The 16,705-nt window shown below is 73.0% G+C and carries 16 protein-coding genes; 11 read left to right on the top strand and 5 right to left on the bottom strand.

The window, feature by feature from the left end:
* Positions 1–6 precede the first annotated feature (6 nt).
* Positions 7–816 carry a DUF3152 domain-containing protein gene (locus ASD16_RS02730; protein ID WP_235523080.1) on the bottom strand — a complete coding sequence of 270 codons (810 nt, stop codon included), beginning with the start codon at positions 814–816 and terminating at the stop codon, positions 7–9.
* A 173-nt stretch (positions 817–989) separates the two neighbouring features.
* Between ASD16_RS02730 and ASD16_RS02725 the strand changes: the two genes are divergently transcribed.
* On the top strand, positions 990–1,658 hold the full coding sequence (locus tag ASD16_RS02725) for a TetR/AcrR family transcriptional regulator (protein ID WP_055912498.1): 669 nt from the start codon (positions 990–992) through the stop codon (positions 1,656–1,658).
* Between the two features lie 93 nt (positions 1,659–1,751).
* Positions 1,752–1,976 carry a DUF3107 domain-containing protein gene (locus tag ASD16_RS02720; protein ID WP_055915598.1) on the top strand — a complete coding sequence of 75 codons (225 nt, stop codon included), beginning with the start codon at positions 1,752–1,754 and terminating at the stop codon, positions 1,974–1,976.
* 55 nt (positions 1,977–2,031) lie between these two features.
* Here ASD16_RS02720 and ASD16_RS02715 read toward each other — a convergent pair whose 3' ends face one another.
* Positions 2,032–2,721 (bottom strand): ferritin-like fold-containing protein, encoded by a 690-nt coding sequence (locus ASD16_RS02715; RefSeq protein WP_055912496.1) that lies wholly within the window; start codon positions 2,719–2,721, stop codon positions 2,032–2,034.
* Between the two features lie 332 nt (positions 2,722–3,053).
* Here ASD16_RS02715 and ASD16_RS02710 point away from each other — a divergent pair, with 332 nt between their 5' ends.
* Positions 3,054–4,772, top strand: a complete 1,719-nt coding sequence (locus ASD16_RS02710) for a DEAD/DEAH box helicase (protein ID WP_082570676.1) — start codon at positions 3,054–3,056, stop codon at positions 4,770–4,772.
* Positions 4,773–4,827: 55 nt separating this feature from the next.
* Here ASD16_RS02710 and ASD16_RS02705 read toward each other — a convergent pair whose 3' ends face one another.
* Positions 4,828–5,451, bottom strand: a complete 624-nt coding sequence (locus tag ASD16_RS02705; RefSeq protein WP_055912492.1) for a MarC family protein — start codon at positions 5,449–5,451, stop codon at positions 4,828–4,830.
* Complete coding sequence (locus ASD16_RS02700; protein ID WP_055912489.1) at positions 5,448–6,290, bottom strand: PHP domain-containing protein; 843 nt, start codon at positions 6,288–6,290, stop codon at positions 5,448–5,450. Before ASD16_RS02700 ends, ASD16_RS02705 begins: the two co-directional genes overlap by 4 nt.
* A 40-nt stretch (positions 6,291–6,330) precedes the next feature.
* On the opposite strand from ASD16_RS02700, the gene ASD16_RS02695 reads away from it, so the two are divergent.
* Entirely contained in the window at positions 6,331–7,857 is a 1,527-nt protein-coding gene (locus ASD16_RS02695; protein ID WP_055912487.1) for an aminopeptidase P family protein, read from the top strand.
* 180 nt (positions 7,858–8,037) lie between these two features.
* On the opposite strand, the gene ASD16_RS02690 is transcribed toward ASD16_RS02695, so the two are convergent.
* A complete protein-coding gene (locus ASD16_RS02690) occupies positions 8,038–8,748 on the bottom strand; it encodes a general stress protein (protein ID WP_055912485.1) in 711 nt (236 codons plus the stop codon).
* A gap of 94 nt (positions 8,749–8,842) precedes the next feature.
* Between ASD16_RS02690 and ASD16_RS02685 the strand changes: the two genes are divergently transcribed.
* The 7 genes from ASD16_RS02685 (at position 8,843) to ASD16_RS02655 (ending at position 16,666) form a co-directional block, all read left to right on the top strand.
* Positions 8,843–10,150: a magnesium transporter MgtE N-terminal domain-containing protein gene (locus ASD16_RS02685; RefSeq protein WP_055912484.1), complete on the top strand. Its 1,308-nt coding sequence runs from the start codon at positions 8,843–8,845 to the stop codon at positions 10,148–10,150.
* Positions 10,143–10,706, top strand: a complete 564-nt coding sequence (locus ASD16_RS02680; protein ID WP_055912482.1) for a DUF1003 domain-containing protein — start codon at positions 10,143–10,145, stop codon at positions 10,704–10,706. Before ASD16_RS02685 ends, ASD16_RS02680 begins: the two co-directional genes overlap by 8 nt.
* A gap of 24 nt (positions 10,707–10,730) precedes the next feature.
* The gene (locus ASD16_RS02675) at positions 10,731–11,870 is read left to right on the top strand and encodes an Mrp/NBP35 family ATP-binding protein (protein WP_055912480.1); all 1,140 of its coding nucleotides are present in this window, start codon (positions 10,731–10,733) and stop codon (positions 11,868–11,870) included.
* Positions 11,871–12,024: 154 nt separating this feature from the next.
* The gene (locus ASD16_RS02670) at positions 12,025–12,810 is read left to right on the top strand and encodes a DeoR/GlpR family DNA-binding transcription regulator (protein WP_055912478.1); all 786 of its coding nucleotides are present in this window, start codon (positions 12,025–12,027) and stop codon (positions 12,808–12,810) included.
* A gap of 14 nt (positions 12,811–12,824) precedes the next feature.
* Positions 12,825–13,988 (top strand): galactose-1-phosphate uridylyltransferase, encoded by a 1,164-nt coding sequence (gene galT, locus ASD16_RS02665; protein ID WP_055915595.1) that lies wholly within the window; start codon positions 12,825–12,827, stop codon positions 13,986–13,988.
* Positions 13,985–15,190 carry a galactokinase gene (gene galK, locus ASD16_RS02660; RefSeq protein ID WP_055912476.1) on the top strand — a complete coding sequence of 402 codons (1,206 nt, stop codon included), beginning with the start codon at positions 13,985–13,987 and terminating at the stop codon, positions 15,188–15,190. The genes galT and galK overlap by 4 nt, the downstream gene beginning before the upstream one ends.
* Before the next feature lie 480 nt (positions 15,191–15,670).
* Positions 15,671–16,666, top strand: coding sequence for a hypothetical protein (locus ASD16_RS02655; protein ID WP_055912474.1), 996 nt, complete (start codon positions 15,671–15,673; stop codon positions 16,664–16,666).
* The last annotated feature ends 39 nt before the right edge of the window (positions 16,667–16,705 follow it).

Here is a 16,705-nt window from a genome sequence, read left to right as displayed (position 1 = left end):
GACGTGTTACGGGAACGGCCAGGAGCTCGGCGTGCAGGGGGCCGCCTTGTAGCTCTGCTGCTGCATCAGCGGTGCGGGCTGGCCGGCCCCGGGGCACCGCTCGTGCCGGTGCCCGAGGAGGTGCCCGACCTCGTGGTTGACCAGGTACTGCCGGTAGCCCGACTTGTCGGCGCCGTACTCCTGCGTCGCCTGCACCCACCGGCGCAGGTTCAGGACGGCACGACCGTTGGTGCCGCACGACACCTCGCCGCCCGTGTCCAGGGGTGCGCACAGGTCGTCGACCGTCGCCGGGGAGGCCAGGATCACGCGGAGCTCCGCGTCGCCGTCCGTCCGCGCGAACGACACCGAGCCGTCGGCGCCCCAGCCGCGTGCGTCGTTGAGGGTCGCCATGACCGTCGCGGCGAAGGCCGGCCCGTCCACGAGGAGCCCGTCCTCCACCTCGACCCGCACCGTGCGCACCGCGCCGGTACCCGGGCCGGGGTCGGTGCCGGGGACCGCGCTGAACGTGCCCGCCGCGGACTCGACGACCTCGGGCGAGAGCAGTCCAGCGGCGACGTCCTGGGCCGTCAGGCCAGGGGGCAGGGCGACGATGCCGGGCGGCGGGTCCGTCGGCAGCATCCCGACGGGCGCGTCCACCGGTTGCGGCACGAGCAGGTCACGCCTGCTGGACGACCGGCTCTGCGAACCGACCCGGTCGACGGTCTCGGCGGGAGCCGCCGACGGCCCGATCGCTGCGTCCACCAGCGCCGCCGTCTGCGGGGCGTCCGCGGCCCAGAGCGCGCTGCCGGCGCCGAGCGTGAGCCCGACGGCCGCCACGACGGCCGGGAGGACGAGTCCGGCTGACCTGCGCTGACGCGGGCGGGGTCGACGACGACGGACCGACTGCCGCAGGGACGCGCGCGTCGGTCCCTGGCCCGTTCGGAGGGGATCCGGGGTCGTCACCCGATCATCGTCGCATCCTTGACACATCCCGTGGCTACCATCGCGGGATGACGGACGGGACAGACGACTCGACCCCGCGGGCGCGCAGCCCGCGGATGGCTCGCGACGAACGCCGCGCCCAGGTGCTGCGCATCGCCCAGGAGCTCTTCTCCTCCGAGGGCTTCCACCACGTCTCCATGGACGACATCGCCGAGCGTGCCGAGGTCAGCAAGCCCGTCCTGTACCGCCACTTCCCCTCCAAGCTCGACCTCTACCTCGCCGTCGTGGACCAGAACGGAGCCGATCTGCTGGTCGCGGTCGACGCCGCGGTGTCGGGGATCGAGCAGGGGCCGGTGCGCCGGGGCGACGGGCGCGACGTCATCGCCGCGATCGTCGAGGCGTACATCATGTTCGTCGAGGGCGCAGGAGAGTCGTCCGCGCTCCTCTTCGAGTCCGACGTCACGCACGACGCCGACGTGCGCGCGCGGGTCGAGCACGCGTCGTCCGAGGCGGCCCGTCGCATCTCGGTCGTCCTGTCGCAGGTCACAGCCCTGCCGCTCGACGACGCGAGCATGCTCGCCGTCTCGTTGATCTCCATGGCGCAGGGCGCTGCGACGTACCGGCTGCGCCAGCCGTCGGACGCCGGACCCGAGCGCACCGTCGAGCTGGTCACCCAGCTGGCCTGGGGCGGGGTGTCCGCGCTGATCCGGCCCGACTTCGAGTACGAGGACGCCTAGGATCGGACGACGTGCCACCGCCCACCGGCAGTGGCAGCCGGGAACGGCCCCCGAAATACCACAGCGTGGAGTGAGGACGTGAAGGAGATGACGGTGGAGATCACCATCGGCGTGCAGAACCTGCCTCGGGAGATCAGCCTCGAGTCCGACCAGACGCCGGACGAGGTCGCTGCCGCCGTGGCCGCCGCCCTGAGCGGCCGGCCCGCCCTGGAGCTGGTGGACGTGCGCGGCCGTCGGGTCATCGTGCCGACCGCGAGCCTGGGCTACGTCGAGATCGGCTCCGAGAGCAAGGGCCGCGTCGGCTTCGGCAACATCTGACGGGTGCACCACAGAGCCCCGCACGGAGCGATCCGTGCGGGGCTCTCTCGTGCGGTCAGGCCGTCAGGCCGAGGCGGCTCATGCGACGCGTGTGCTGGGCGGTGAGCTCGCCGAAGAGCTTGGTCGGAGGGTTCGCGGGGGCGGCGTCGGAGCCGACGGAGACGAGCCGCACGAGGGCCGGCCGCTGCACCAGGAGCCGCTGGACGACGCCGAGCGCCTCACCCACGAGCCGCCGACCCCACAGGGCGAGCCGGGCGGTGAGCACGCCGTCCGCGGACCCCGCGGCGTCCAGCTCCGCGACGGCCAGCTCTGCGTGGGAGGCGTCGTCGAGCACCTCGAGGACCACCGCGCGCGACCCGGCGTCGAGGCCCTCGGCGGCGAGGCGGCAGAAGTCGTCGGCCACGCCGTACCCGACGTAGGCCTTGAGCAGACGCTCCCACCACGAGCCGGGCGGCGTGCGGGCGTCGAAGTCGTCGAGCACGTCGTCGTACTGGCGCACGGCCGCGACGGGGTCGCCGCCGATCTCGGTGATGCGGGCCAGGACCCGGTCGCGACGCTCGACGGCGGCCGACGCGAACCGGCTGAGCTCGAGGCGCTGCTCGATCGTGGGGGCCAGCGCGGAGTCGGCGGCGAGGCGCGCGAAGGCCACGTGCTCGAGCTGCGCGACGAGGCCGAGGAGCTCGATGGCGTCGGAGTGCTCGAGGGAGCCGGCCTCGGGAATGGCCTCAGCACGCGTCGTCGTCATCCGAGGATCGTAGCCCCGGCGGGGCGGCGACCGGCCTGCCGGGGGCGTCGGATAGACTGGGCAGGTAATTCGGTTGCCCGGTCGTCTAGGAATCCCCGCTTTTCGACGATCAGACCCATTCTCGCGCAGCCCCGGACCCGTCCGGACGACGCGCGCGAGTCGACTTGCACGATCGGCTGCCGGCCAACCCGCGTGGTGAACTCCGCTGTCGCCCGGGACGCTCCGACACCCGTCGGCCCCGGCAGCGCGCGGAACACCACCCTTCGCAGTGAAGAGTCCTCGTGACCACCACCGACGAGACGCCGGAGCAGGTCTCTGCTCTGGCCGAGCCCATGACCCGCCCCCTGAAGAACACCTGGTCCTCCGTGCAGGCCGTCGAGGCCTCCTTCGCGGACTTCGACGTCCGCCCGGAGATCGTCCAGGCGCTGGCCGACGCCGGCATCACGCACCCGTTCCCGATCCAGGCGATGACGCTGCCGGTCGCGCTGTCCGGCCACGACATCATCGGCCAGGCCAAGACCGGCACCGGCAAGACCCTCGGCTTCGGCGTCCCGCTGCTGCACCGCGTGGTCGCCCCCGGCGAGGAGGGCTACGAGCAGCTGCCCCACGCCGGCAAGCCGCAGGCGCTCGTCGTGGTCCCCACCCGTGAGCTCGCCGTCCAGGTGGCCGGCGACCTGGCCACCGCCAGCTCGCGCCGCAAGGTCCGCGTGCTCCAGGTGTACGGCGGCCGCGCGTACGAGCCGCAGATCGCCGCGCTGAACAGCGGCGTCGACGTGGTCGTCGGCACCCCCGGACGCATGATCGACCTGCTCAAGCAGAAGCACCTCGACCTGTCGCACGTGAAGGCGGTCGTGCTCGACGAGGCCGACGAGATGCTCGACCTGGGCTTCCTGCCCGACGTCGAGACCCTGCTCGCCGCCACGCCGGCCAGCCGCCACACGATGCTGTTCTCGGCCACGATGCCGGGAGCCGTCGTCGCGATGGCCCGCCGCTACATGACGCAGCCGACGCACATCCGCGCCGCCGACCCGGACGACGACGGCCAGACCGTCAAGAACATCAAGCAGGTCGTCTACCGCGCGCACGCGCTCGACAAGGTCGAGATGCTGGCCCGCATCCTGCAGGCCCGCGGCCGTGGCCTGACCATCGTGTTCGCCCGCACCAAGCGCACCGCTGCCAAGGTGGCCGACGACCTGGTCGAGCGCGGCTTCGCGGCCGGCGCGCTGCACGGCGACCTCGGTCAGGGTGCCCGTGAGCAGGCGCTGCGCGCGTTCCGCCACGGCAAGGTCGACGTCCTGGTCGCCACCGACGTGGCCGCCCGCGGCATCGACGTCGAGGCCGTCACGCACGTCATCAACTACCAGTGCCCCGAGGACGAGAAGACCTACCTGCACCGCACCGGCCGCACCGGCCGCGCGGGCGCCAAGGGCACCGCCGTCACGTTCGTCGACTGGGACGACATCCCGCGCTGGGGCCTGATCGACAAGGCGCTCGGCCTGGGCATCCCCGAGCCGATCGAGTCGTACTCCTCCTCGGCGCACGTCTACGAGGACCTCGACATCCCCGAGGGCACCAAGGGCCGCCTGCCGAAGTCGCAGCAGACCCGTGAGGGTCTGGGCGCGGAGGTCCTCGAGGACCTGGGCGAGACCGGCAAGCGCGGCGGCGGGCGTCCCGGCGGGTCTCACTCCGACCAGATCCGGGGCAACCGCGGCGGTGACTCGCGGCGCGGCAGCGACTCCCGCTCCGGCGACTCGCGTCCCACCTCGGCGCCGCGCAGCTCGGGCCCGCAGGCCGAGCGCCCCGCCGACGAGGCGGGCGAGGCCCGCGAGGGCGGCAGCCGCCGCCGTCGTGGCGGTCGAGGCCGGGGTCGCGGCGAGGGCGGCAGCGACAACAGCAACCCTGCCCCGGAGTCGTCGTCCAACGGCGCCCCGGCGGAGGACGGCGTCGAGGGCGGCGGCACGAGCCGTCGCAGCCGCAACCGCCGTCGCACGCGCAGCGGCCAGGCGGCCGAGGGCGGCGGCGCCCCGCAGGCGTCGGCCACCGAGGGCTGACCGACACAGGCACACGAGAGGGTGCGTGCTCCGCCAGGGAGCGCGCACCCTCTCGCTATGCGGCCTTGATGAAGGCTTCCACCGCATCGGCCACCAGCTGCACCGCGATCGCGGCGAGCAGGAGCCCCGCGATCCGGGTGACCAGGATGGTGCCGGAGTCGCCCAGGATGCGGTGGATGACGTTGGCGAACCGCATCGCCAGGTAGAGGCTCACGTGGACCGCGACGACGCCGAGCGCGATGGCCACCCAGTCGGCGACGGTCTTGTCGGACTGCTGAACGAACACCATGGTCGCGACGATGGCACCGGGGCCGGCCAGCAGGGGCGTGCCCAGCGGCACCAGGGCCACGTTGACCTTGCCGTTCCCCGACGGCTGCGGTTCCTCCATCTTGCCGGTCAGCAGCTCCATGGCGATGAGCAGCAGGAGCAGCCCGCCGGACGCCTGCAGCGCGGGCAGGGTGATGTGCATGTAGTTGAGCAGCGACTGCCCGAACAGCGCGAACGCCACGATCACGCCGAGCGCCACGAGGACGGCCTGCCGCGCGGCCCGGTTGCGCTGCTGGCGGGTCATCGCGCCCGTGAGGCCCAGGAAGATCGGGACCACCCCGGGCGGGTCCATGATCACGAACAGCGTGATGAAGACCGACGCGAACAGGTACGCGTCGAACACGTTGCTCATGACCGCACCACGTCCGTCGTCCCCTGCTCCTCGATCGCCGCGAGCACCGCGGGCGCGGTCAGATTCTCCCCCAGCCGGTTGGCCTTCCCGGCACCGTGGTAGTCGCTCGACCCGGTCACCAGCAGCCCGAGCCGGTCGGCGATCGCGGTGAGCCGCTCGCGCTGCGCCGGTGAGTGGTCGCGGTGGTCCACCTCGATCCCGCCCAGGCCGGCCGCGGCGAGGCGGTCGAACACCCGGTCCGGCACGATCCGCCCGCGGGCGTCGGCGCCGGGGTGGGCGAACACGGGAACGCCGCCGGCCGCCCGGATCGCCCGCACGGCGTCGGGCCCGTCGGGGGCGTAGTGCGGCACGTGGTACGGACCGGACGCGGAGAGCAGGTCCAGGAACGCGGTGTCCCGGTCGGGCACGATGCCCAGTGCCACCAGGGCGTCGGCGATGTGCGGGCGGCCGACGACGACCGCGTCGCGGGAGTGCTCCAGCACGTCGTCCCAGGTGATCGGCACGTCGACGGAGAGCAGCTCGACGATCGCTCGCGCACGGTTGAGCCGCGCGTCACGGGTCTTGTCCAGCTCGACGGTGAGCGCCGGGTGCGTCGGGTCCTGCAGGTACGACAGCAGGTGGATGCTGATCCCGTGCGCACGAGCCGACACCTCGGTCCCGCGCACCAGCGCGATGCCGTGCGCGCGCGCCGCTGCGGCCGCCTCCGGCCACCCCGCAGTCGTGTCGTGGTCGGTCAGCGCCACGACGTCGAGCCCGGCGGCCGCCGCGTCCGCCACCACCTGCGCGGGCGCATCGGTCCCGTCCGACGCCGACGAGTGGGTGTGGAGGTCGATGCGCACGGCCTCACGGTAGCCGTGACGCGGATGGGAGGATGACGCCATGAGCGAGGACCTGACTCCCGAGACCACCACCGAGCAGCCGCTGGCCGACCGCGGGAGCAACCGCTCCCAGCGCCCCAGCTCGCCGGAGTTCGTCCGGTTCATCACCTCCGGCTGGGGCGAGCGTCCGTCGTCGACCCTCCAGCGCAGCCCCGCCGCCGATCACACGTCCGCACGGCGTTCCGCGCTCTCGGCGCAGTTCCCCGGCGAGCGGCTCGTCATCCCCGCCGGCACGTTCAAGCCCCGCTCCAACGACACCGACTACCGCTTCCGGCCGCACTCCGCGTTCGCGCACCTCACGGGCCTGGGGTCCGAGCAGGAGCCGGATGCGGTGCTCGTTCTGCACCCCGTCGAGGACGGCACGGGCGACGACGGCAGCAGCCACCACGCCGTCCTGTACATCCGCCCGCTGGCGGGCCGGGACACCGAGGAGTTCTTCTCCGACGCCCGCTACGGCGAGTTCTGGGTGGGCGCCCGCCCGACCCTGGAGGACCTCGAGACGCTCACCGGGGTCCGCACCGCGCACGTGGACGACCTGCGCGACGGTCTGGCCAAGGACGTCGGCGCGGACGGCGTGCAGGTGCGCGTGGTCCCCGACGTGGACGAGGCGATCGAGGCGCTGGTCGAGGAGATCCGCGCGACCGAGGCGGCCGGCGAGCGGGACGAGCGGCTGGCCGAGGCGCTCTCCGAGCTCCGCCTGGTCAAGGACGCGCACGAGATCGAGCAGATGCGCCTCGCGGTGGACACCACGATCGACGGGTTCGAGAAGATCGTCCGTGCGCTCCCCGAGGCCGTGGCGCACCGCCGCGGCGAGCGGGTGATCGAGGGGACGTTCATCGGGCACGCCCGGGTCGAGGGCAACGCGGTCGGCTACGAGACGATCGCCGCGTCCGGCGAGCACGCCACGACGCTGCACTGGACCGACAACGACGGCCAGGTGCGCGCGGGCGAGCTGGTGCTCGTCGACGCCGGGGTCGAGATCGACTCCCTCTACACCGCCGACGTCACGCGCACGCTGCCCGTCGACGGCACGTTCACCGAGGTCCAGCGCCGCATCTACCAGGCGGTCCTCGACGCGGCCGACGCGGCGTTCGTCGCGGCCGTGCCGGGCGCCAGGTTCCGGGACGTCCACGCGGCCGCCATGAAGGTCATCGCCGAGCGCCTCGCGGAGTGGGGGCTGCTGCCCGTCACCGCGGACGAGGCCCTGCTGCCCGAGAACCAGCACCACCGGCGGTGGATGGTGCACGGCACCAGCCACCACCTCGGCCTGGACGTGCACGACTGCGCCCAGGCACGTGCGGAGCTCTACCTCGACGGGATCCTCGAGCCCGGCATGGTGTTCACCATCGAGCCGGGCCTGTACTTCAAGTCGGACGACCTGCTGGTTCCCGAGGAGTACCGCGGCATCGGCGTGCGGATCGAGGACGACGTGCTGGTCACCGCGGACGGCAACGAGAACCTGTCGGCCGCGCTGCCCCGCGACCCCGACGCCGTCGAGGCGTGGATGGCGGGACTGCTCGACGGCTGAGGTGTCGATCGGGGCGACCCATCGACGTCACCACCTGTGAAAGGGACATCCCGACACAGGAGGCAGACATGGACCCGAACCTCGCACTGCTGTTCTCGCGGACCGCGACGATCCGCCTGGTGCACGGTGGCATGGCCGACGGACCGCAGGTCGAACCGGCACCCACGTTCCGCGAGCGCCTCAGGGCGCGGTCGGCGGCCCGGGCGGAGGCGCGGACGGCAGCCCGGGCTGCCCGGGTTGATCGGATGGCGGTCCGGGCGGCGGAGCAGGTGGTCCGGGCGGCGCGACCGGCGGCACGGTCGGCGACCCCCACGGCTGGGAGCCCGCAGCCGGTGGGTACGCACCCGACGGATCCGACGGGCTGGTGGTGGTGATCGGCGTCGGCGGCCGGGCGGGCCAGCCGGACTGGACGCCGCCGATCTCGCGCAGGAGCTCGCGCGCCTTGTGCGCCTGCTCCTGCCGGCACAGCACCGCGTAGGACGACGCGACGATCTGGCTGGTCGACGTGAAGTCCCGCTTCCCCCGGGAGAACGAGTACGTGAGGATCGCGAACAGCAGGCCGAAGGCACCGCCGATGAAGATCGCGGGGATCAGCGGGCTCTGCGCGCCGGGGGTGGTGAACAGGCTGAGCAGGAGCCCGACGAAGAGGCCGAACCAGGCCCCGGACAGGAACCCGCCCAGCGCCACCCGCGGGTAGGAGAGGCGTCCGGTGACGCGCTCGACCATCTTCAGGTCGGCGCCGACGATCGTCACCAGCTGCACGGGGAACGCCTTGTCCGCGAGGTGGTCGACGGCCTTCTGCGCCTCGAGGTAGGTGGAGTAGGCCGCGACCGTCTCGCCCTGCGGCGGCGTGGGGGTGCGCGGGGCACGGGCGTTACCGGAGAACGACATGCGGCGATCCTCCCCCAGCGCCGAACGGATCGCCAGGCCCGGACCACCGGCGGGGCGGCGGCCCAGCGGCGAGCGCCGGTCTAGGCTGACCGACGTGAGCAGCGTCGGGACCAGGGTTTTCGTCGCGCGCCTTGCCGGGACCAACGTGTTCGACCCCCTCGGTGACCAGGTGGGACGAGTGCGTGACGTCGTCGTGCTGGTGCGCCCCAAAGGGCTGCCCCGGGCCGTCGGGCTCGTGGTCGAGGTTGCCGCGCGGCGCCGCGTGTTCCTGCCGCTCACCCGCGTCACCGCGATCGACTCCGGGCAGGTCATCTCGACCGGCCTGGTGAACATGCGCCGGTTCGAGCAGCGGGCCTTCGAGACCCTCGCGGTGGGCGAGCTGTTGGACCGCACCGTCGAGTTCGTCGACGGCTCCGGGCAGGCGACCATCGAGGACGTCGCCATCGAGCTGCAGCGCAACGGCGACTGGGTCATCTCCAAGGTCTTCGTCCGTCGCATCCCGGCGGGACGCTCGGGCATCCTGCGCCGGCGCGGCGAGACGCTGCTGGTGTCCGTCGACGAGGTCACGGGCCTGGGTCAGGCGAGTGCGGCCCAGGGCGCCGAGCTGCTGCTCGCGCAGTACGAGGACCTCAAGCCGGCCGACCTCGCCGACGTGCTGCACGACCTGGGCCTGACCCGTCGGCTCGAGGTGGCCAGCGCGCTGGACAACGAGCGGCTGGCCGACGTGCTCGAGGAGCTGCCCGAGGACGACCAGGTGGGCATCCTGCAGGGGCTCGCCCTGACGCGCGCTGCCGACGTGCTGGAGGCGATGCAGCCCGACGACGCCGCCGACCTGCTGGGCGAGCTGCCCGACGACCAGGCGGCGGAGCTCCTCGAGCTCATGGAGCCCGACGAGGCCAAGGACGTGCGGCGCCTGCTCGCGTACGAGGACAACACCGCGGGTGGCCTGATGACCACCGAGCCCGTGATCCTCGGCCCGGAGACACCCATCGCCGCCGCGCTGGCCCACGTGCGCCGCCAGGACCTCACACCTGCGCTGGCGTCGATGGTGTTCGTCGCCCGGCCGCCGCTGGAGACGCCGACCGGCCGGTTCATCGGCGTCGTGCACCTGCAGCGGCTGCTGCGCGAGCCGCCGCACGAGGCGATCGGGTCCATCGTCGACACCGACATCGAGTCCATCACCGTGGACGCCCCGCTGCTGGCGGTGACCCGGAACCTGGCCACGTACAACCTGCTCGCCCTGCCCGTCGTCGACGCCGAGAAGCGCCTGCTCGGCGTGGTCTCCGTCGACGACGTCCTCGACCACCTGCTGCCCGAGGACTGGCGCGAGACCGACGACGAGGGCAACTTCCCGGACACGAGCGTCCTCGGCATCACACGCCCGGGGGTGAGCCGTGGCTGACCGCCTGGACACCCCGCTGGAGACGCGCCGCCGGTTCATCCGCCGCCCGCAGCTCGACGAGGACGCGTCGGGGAAGATCTCGGAGAGCATCGCGCGGTTCCTGGGGACCCCGCGGTTCATCATCTACCTGAGCGTGTTCTGCCTGCTCTGGATCGCGTGGAACGCGAACTGGGGGCCGGACCGGCCGCGGTTCGACGACCCCGCGCAGGGGTTCACGGCCCTGACGCTCATGCTCTCGCTGCAGGCGTCGTACGCCGCTCCGCTGATCCTGCTCGCGCAGAACCGGCAGACCGACCGCGACCGCGTGCAGGCCGAGCAGGACCGGCAGCGCTCGGAGCGCAACCTCGCGGACACCGAGTTCCTGGCCCGCGAGATGGCTGCGCTGCGCATCGCGCTGTCCGAGGTGGCCACCCGCGACTTCGTCCGCTCGGAGCTGCGCAACCTGCTCGAGGACCTTGCCGCGGAGCAGCGGGACGGGGACAAGGAGCAGGACGGCGACCGCCCGGAGAAGAAGGGTGACCGCTCCCGTGGCGCCGACCGGCAGGCACGCGGCTGACCCGGCCCGACCTACGATGGGCCCATGCCGGACCCCACCGACCCCCTGCTCGATGCCATCCGCGAGGCCCTGAGCCACGTCCTGGACCCGGAGATCAAGCGGCCGATCACGGACCTCGGCATGGTTCGCTCCGTCGACGTCACCGGCTCCCGGGCGACCGTCGGCATCGACCTGACCACCCCCGGCTGCCCGTTGAAGGACACGCTGACCCGCGACGTCAGCGCCGCGGCGGCCACCGTGGACGGCATCGACGACGTCTCCGTCGTGTTCGGGGTCATGTCGGCCGAGCAGCGCGCGGCCCTGCGGACCCTGCTGCGCGGCACGGACTCCGAGCCCGTCATCCCGTTCGCGCAGCCCGGCTCGCTGACCAAGGTGTACGCGATCGCGTCGGGCAAGGGCGGCGTCGGCAAGTCGTCCGTCACCGCCAACCTGGCGGTCGCGATGGCCGCCGACGGGCTCAAGGTCGGCATCGTCGACGCGGACATCTACGGCTTCTCGATCCCCCGGATGCTCGGCGTCACGCGGCAGCCGACGCGGGTCGACGACATGCTGCTGCCGCCCGAGGCGTTCGGCGTCCTCGTCGTGTCGATCGGCATGTTCGTCCCGCCCGGGCAGCCGGTCGTCTGGCGGGGTCCGATGCTGCACCGCGCGCTGCAGCAGTTCCTCGCGGACGTGTTCTGGGGCGACCTCGACGTGCTCCTGCTCGACCTGCCGCCCGGCACCGGTGACATCGCCATCTCCGTCGCGCAGCTGTTGCCGAGCTCCGAGATCGTCGTGGTCACCACGCCGCAGCTCGCCGCCGCGGAGGTCGCGGAGCGGGCGGGGTCCGTCGCGGTCCAGACGCGGCAGCACGTCGTCGGTGTCGTGGAGAACATGGCGTGGCTCGAGCAGCCCGACGGATCACGGCTCGACCTGTTCGGTTCCGGTGGCGGCCAGACCGTCGCCGACAACCTCTCGCGGATCACCGGCGGCGACGTCCCGCTGCTCGGGCAGGTGCCGCTGGACGTGCGCCTGCGCGAGGCCGGGGACGCCGGCACGCCCGTGGTCCTCAGCGCACCGGACTCCCCCGCCGCCCAGGCCCTCCAGGGCGTCGCGCGCTCGCTGGCCGCCCGCCGCCGCGGCCTGGCAGGCCGCTCCCTGGGCCTGACCCCGGCCGGCCGCTGACGCCGACGTCCGCACGATCGAGCGTCCGGACGACCGAACCTGCGGACGTCCGCGCATCACCACCCGCAACGTCCGCACGATCGAGCGCCCCAGCAACCGGATCCGCGGACGTTGGCGTGTTGAAGTTTGTTTGATTGCGTGCGAGAGTGTTCGGGTGCTCGCCTCTCAGCGCCAGGACCGGATTCTGGCTGTCGTGCGTGCCGACGGGGCCGCGCGTGTCGCCGACCTCGTCGAGAGCCTCGACGTCTCCGACATGACCGTCCGGCGGGACATCGCGGAGCTCGCCCGAGCAGGGCTGGTCCGTCGCGTGCACGGCGGTGCCGTGGCCCCGGACGCCCTGGGCCGGCCCACCGACGAGCCGGGCTTCGACGCGAAGCGCTCCTGGGCCGGCCCCGAGAAGGCAGCGATCGCCCGTGCCGCGCTGGCGACCGTCGAGCCCGGGCAGGCCGTCGCACTGTCCGCCGGGACGACGACGTACCTGCTAGCGGAGCTGCTCGCCGGCGCCGGCATCCCGGACCTCACCGTGGTGACCAACGGCCTGCGCATCGCCGACGCCCTGCACGGCACCGCCGGTGTCGAGGTCATCCTCACGGGAGGGGTGCGCACGCCGTCCGACGCGCTCGTCGGCCCCGTCGCGGACGCCACGCTCGCGAGCCTGCGCGTCGACCGCACCTACCTCGGCGTGCACGGGCTCGACGCCAGCGGCCTGACCACCCCCAACCTCGCGGAGGCCGCCACCGACCGCGCCCTCATGGCGTGCGCCGCCGCGACCACCGTCCTCGCCGACCACACCAAGTGGGGGGTCGTGGGCCTGGCCCGGATCGCCCCGCTCGACGACATCGACACGCTGCTGACCGACGACGCCCTGCCGGCCGACGCACGACGACACCTGACCGGCGCTGCCCTGCGCCTCGTCACCACCCCGGGAGCCCACTCGTGACCACCGACGTCCGCATGACCTCGACCACCCTCGCCGACGGGCGGGAGCTGATCTACTTCGACGACTCCGAGCCGTACGTCTCGGGAGGCGCGACGCGCACCCTGACCGACGCGCGCCCCCTGCCGGACCGGTTCGCTCCCGTGCTCGACGCGGACGGGGTGCCGCAGCCGGTGACCGGCCCCGAGCTGCGCCGCGACCCGCTCACGGGCGAGTGGATCCCCATGGCCGCCCACCGGATGAACCGCACGTTCCTGCCGCCGGCCGACGCCAACCCTCTGGCCCCGGCCAAGCCCGGCGCGGTCTACCAGGACGGCGAGATCCCCGCCGAGGACTATGACGTCGTCGTCTTCGAGAACCGCTTCCCGTCGCTGCTGGCGATCCCGGGGATCCCGGACGCACCCGTGCAGCGCGGCGGCGAACCTCTCTGGACCGTCCGACCCGCCGCCGGGCGCTGCGAGGTCATCTGCTTCTCGGCGGACTCCACCGCGTCGCTGAGCACGGTGACGCCGCGCCGGATGCGCACGATCGTGGAGGCCTGGACGCAGCGGACGGCGGCCCTCAGCGCGCTGCCGGGCATCGAGCAGGTGTTCGTGTTCGAGAACCGGGGCAAGGAGATCGGCGTCACGCTCCACCACCCGCACGGCCAGATCTACGCGTTCCCGTACGTCACGCCGAAGACGACCTTGATGCTGGCGGAGGCCCGCGCACACCAGGAGCGGACCGGGCGCCTGCTCGGGCGCGACGTGCTGGACGCCGAGCTGGCGCACGGCGAGCGGATCGTCCTGGAGTCGGAGCACTGGGTGGCCTACGTGCCGTTCGCGGCGCGCTGGCCCGTCGAGGTGCACCTGGCCCCCCGGCGCGACGTGCCCGACCTGCCGGCGCTCACCGACGCCGAGCGCGACGACCTGTCGACCGTGTACCTGGCGCTGCTGCAGCGGCTGGACCGGTTCTTCGTGGGCCCCGACGGCGAGCCCATCGCGCTGCCGTACATCTCCGGCTGGCACCAGGCGCCCACCCGTGAGGGTCGCGACGTCTCGCGCCTGCACCTGCAGCTGTTCTCTGTGCTGCGCGCCCCGGGCAAGCTCAAGTACCTGGCGGGCGTCGAGTCCGGCATGGGCGCCTGGATCAGTGACACCACCCCCGAGCGCATCGCGACCCGACTGCAGGAGCTGGCATGACCGCCGACGTGACGTGGCTGGACCTCTGGACCCCGCAGGAGGGCACCGACCGCGTGCGCGCCCTGTTCGCGGGCCGCTTCGAGGCCGAGCCGGAGGGCACCTGGTCCGCACCCGGCCGCGTGAACCTCATCGGCGAGCACACCGACTACAACGGCGGCCTGTGCCTGCCCATCGCGCTCCCCCACCGCACCTACTCGGCCCTGCGGCGTCGCGACGACGACACCGTGCGGCTCGTCAGCGCGCAGGAGCCGGCCGGGCTGCGGACCGTCGACCTCGCCGACGTGGCGCCGGGCACGGTCGACGGCTGGGTGGGGTACGTCGTGGGCGTGGCCTGGGCGCTGCGGCAGGCGGGTCACGCCGTCTCCGGGTTCGACGTCGCCATCGACTCGTGCGTGCCGTACGGAGCAGGGCTGTCGTCGTCGGCCGCGCTGGAGGCGTCCGTCGCGATCGCGCTCGACGCGGTGTTCGGGCTCGGCCTGGCGGCCTCCGACGAGGGGCGCGCCACGCTGGCCGCGCTCTGCGTGCGCGCCGAGAACGAGATCGCGGGCGCTCCCACCGGCGGGATGGACCAGGCGGCGGCGCTGCGGTCCCAGGACGGCCACGCGCTCCTGCTCGACTGCCTCGACGGCTCCGTCCGGCACGTCCCGTTCGACCTCGCCGCGCACGACCTGGCGCTGCTGGTGGTCGACACCCGCGCCGAGCACGCGCTGGTCGACGGGCAGTACGCCGCTCGCCGGGCCTCCTGCGAGGCGGCGGCCGCGCGGCTGGGCGTCGGGACGCTGCGCGAGGTCTCGGACGACCCCCGCGGGCTGGAGTGGGCCCTGGACAAGCTCGACGACGAGGTCCAGGTGCGTCGCGTCCGGCACGTCGTGAACGAGATCGACCGCGTCACCTGGTTCGTCGCGCTGCTCGACGCCGGGGAGGTCGGCCTGGTCGGGACGCTGATGAACGCGTCGCACGCGTCGCTGCGCGACGACTACGAGGTGTCGTGCAGGGAGCTGGACCTGGTGGTCGACACCGCCCGCGCGGCCGGTGCCGTGGGGGCACGGATGACCGGTGGCGGGTTCGGTGGTTCGGCGATCGCGCTGGTCGCCGCCGACGAGGTGGACCGGGTGGCGCAGGCCGTCGCGGACGCGTTCGCGGAGCAGGGTCTGCGGGCGCCGGCGTTCCTGGTGGCGACGGCAGCCGGTCCGGCGGTCTGACCGGGCTCGCCGGCGCCCTCACGACGACGGCGAGCCACCCGCGCAGTCCGTGGAGGGCGAGATCGCGGTGTCGCCGCGAGATCCCGGTCGAGCGCGTGCTCGGGGGGATCCAGGGCAGGCCCCCGTCCCGTTCAGCACCGCCCTGGTCGGGACAGCCGAGGCCGTGGCGGTGGACGCCGTGGCCGGGCTGATCGACGCGACGTCCGCCGTCCGTGTCAAGGTCATCGACGCGATCCGGTACCGACGTATGACACCCCGAAAAGGTTGTGCACCCTGCGGTGGATGTCCGCCCGGTGCCGCCTGCCTAGCCTCGGTACCTGTGACGACGCCGGGCGCCCGCGGAGGGCGGGCGCCCGGCGTCCGCCCCGGCGGACCAGGGATCACCCCGAGGGATGATCTTTGTCCCGTTCTCGACCGATATGGTCCTGGGCGACGCCAGTGAGAGCGACTGTGACTCCCCCCGCCGAAAGGGCTTTCCCGATGAGAATCACGCCGACCACGACCGCGATCGCCCTGGGGGCCGTCGCCCTGGCACTCCTCACGGGGTGCAGCTCCGGCGGCGGACCGTCGGACGACGCGACGCTGACCTACGAGGACAGCCCGCTGTCCGCGTACTGGGAGAAGCTGGGCGGCTCGCAGGACGAGGCGGAGATGAACGCCCAGGCGGCCCGCTCCGAGGAGATCGTGGCCGCCTGCATGCAGGACGAGGGCTTCGAGTACACGCCGCAGGACACCTCGGGCATGAGCAAGAGCGTCGACGACGCCGACGACGGCATGCCCGAGTGGGACTCGATCGAGTTCGCGGAGCAGTACGGGTACGGCGCGACGACGTCGCAGGACATGCCGATGAACCAGGGCGACGGCGAGGAGTGGGTGGACCCCAACGCCGACTACGTCGCCACGATGAGCGAGACCGAGCAGCAGGCGTTCTACGAGGCCCTCTACGGTGCGCAGACGATGTCGGAGGAGCCCATCGACGAGGAGACCGCCGAGGAGGACATCCCGGAGTACGACTGGACGACCGCCGGCTGCCAGGGCAAGGCCCAGCACGAGGTCTACGAGGCGGGCCAGATCTGGGACGACCCGGAGTTCAAGGACCTCACCGACGCGATGAACGAGCTGTGGCAGGACGCGCAGACCGACGAGCGGACCACCCAGGCCTACGCGAAGTGGGCGGAGTGCATGGCTGACGAGGGCTACGACTTCGCCAACCCGCAGGAGGCCCAGGACAGCATCTACGACCTCACCAACGAGATCCCGTACGACGAGGAGACCGGCACGCAGGACGAGGCCGCGCTGGCCGAGATCCGCGAGCAGGAGATCTCGACCGCCGTCGCCGACCGCACCTGCCAGGAGAGCACGGGGGCCGGTCGTGCGGCGCTCGAGGCGCAGTTCGCCATCGAGCAGGACTTCATCGACGCACACAAGGACGAGCTCGACGCGATGGTCGAGAAGGCGGCACAGGCGTCCGAGTGAGCCGTGCGGGTGCCGTCGACGACGGCCCGCGCCCCCGGC

The organism is Cellulomonas sp. Root485 (assembly GCF_001426705.1).
Classification (GTDB): Bacteria; Actinomycetota; Actinomycetes; order Actinomycetales; family Cellulomonadaceae; genus Cellulomonas.
This window is presented reverse-complemented; position numbering and strand designations above follow the sequence as displayed.